At 50.2% G+C, this 1,499-nt stretch carries 1 protein-coding gene; it reads right to left on the bottom strand.

Features of this window, described 5'->3' with window-relative positions:
* Window positions 1-528: 528 nt before the first annotated feature.
* On the bottom strand, window positions 529-1,499 hold a 971-nt coding region (locus ACB035_RS20420; RefSeq protein WP_371168029.1), incomplete at its 5' end, for an RHS repeat-associated core domain-containing protein.

Below are 1,499 nucleotides of genomic sequence, written 5' to 3'. Positions count from 1 at the left end.
GGCTCACCTTGCGCATGTCTATGTACTGCGTGCCACTCGCCGCACCACAACGACAACAACGCGGCAATTTACCCCAATAGGCAGATTGCCGCCCATCGCATTCGTTACCCACACAAGAGGACTCCAATAGCGGCCACATCAAGGCAGGATGATGGAGGGTCAAACCCCCTACAACATGTTCAAGAAGGGTCTGAAATTGATACCGAAGGAAGTGCGCACTAACGTAGCGTAAACAAGACACCGGTTTGAGGCCGGCGTCAGGTGATAACCAGATCTGTACAATCACCCCCTCTGGTTCCAGTTGTTTTCGCCAGCCATGAACAGTTGCAATGCCAACACCAATATCACAGTGACCTGTCTGAGGCTCCAGTTATAGGGGCATCATATGCATGATGGATCTCTCCCTAAGCTCAGGCGCAATCCTGTGATTAGCCATTTTACAGCTCGAGCCCCCAGTGAAAAAAAATCAGGCGACAACTACCCTGCCACTGGGGGTTCATGAACGGCCGGAATATGCAACCAGTACACTTAAAACTGGCGCCGAACGGAGGAGGCTCGCACATCAGGCGTTTGACCATTTAGTAAGCGGCGCATGTGATGGTTATTCGAGAATGTAACGCCAGCGCCGTGATAGCCACTGACCTTAGCTTGCCCGAAGCCCTCTCTAGACAGCTCATTGCTCAGTGTTTGGGCAAAAGGTTCGGCCACAACACGCTTTTTGCCAAAAAGCCCGAAAAGACCCGTTCTTTTCGTTATCGGCAAGCTCGCTTCCATGAGGTCATTACCTTGGAATGAGCGTGGCTCCCGAGTATCAGCACTGTTGCAAGCCAGAGCCCGTATGTCGATGAACTCCTTTTCAAGCCCCCCTGTTGCCAACTGACGAGCGACCTCACTAGCAGTAGCCATACCCATAGCCATATCCTGGTCAGCTGCTAGAAAATTCTTGCCCGGACCACCGTGCCCGAGAATGTACAGTTTATGCTGCTGAGCTGAGGATAGTGTGCTCAGTATAGTGTTGCTAGTGATTGAGAGTTGGTTCAACGCGTTGACTTGGCCTTTGAGCCTATTCATATTTGACATCATTTCGTTAAAGGTATCTACGCCCAAAAAATTGGCTATTTGATCCTGGGGCACGTTAGCCATTTGCATAATGTCATTCATTGTGCCTTGAATTTTTTGGATCATCGCATTCCGAGTTGCGATCTGATTGCTCCTGTATTGTTCAAGGGATATTCTATCCTGTGAGTTTTGACTGATCAGGACTCGAGGAGACTTACCACTCTGTTCGCGACGTATATTATGGGTTGCAGCTTGGATGACCACATCAGGGGAGGAAAATGGTGCATACAAAAAGCCCTCTCCATTAAGGCCTGTATTGTCCATAAATTTCACAGGATTATTGCGCACCATCCGGTACAGGTTCAGCCCATCCACCGTCCCCGCTGGGTCTGCGTTCAACCAACGACCCACCCACGGCTGGTAATACCGGTACCCGTAAT

Source organism: Aeromonas sp. S12(2024) (assembly GCF_041402305.1).
Classification (GTDB): domain Bacteria; phylum Pseudomonadota; class Gammaproteobacteria; order Enterobacterales; family Aeromonadaceae; genus Aeromonas; species Aeromonas veronii.
This window is presented reverse-complemented; position numbering and strand designations above follow the sequence as displayed.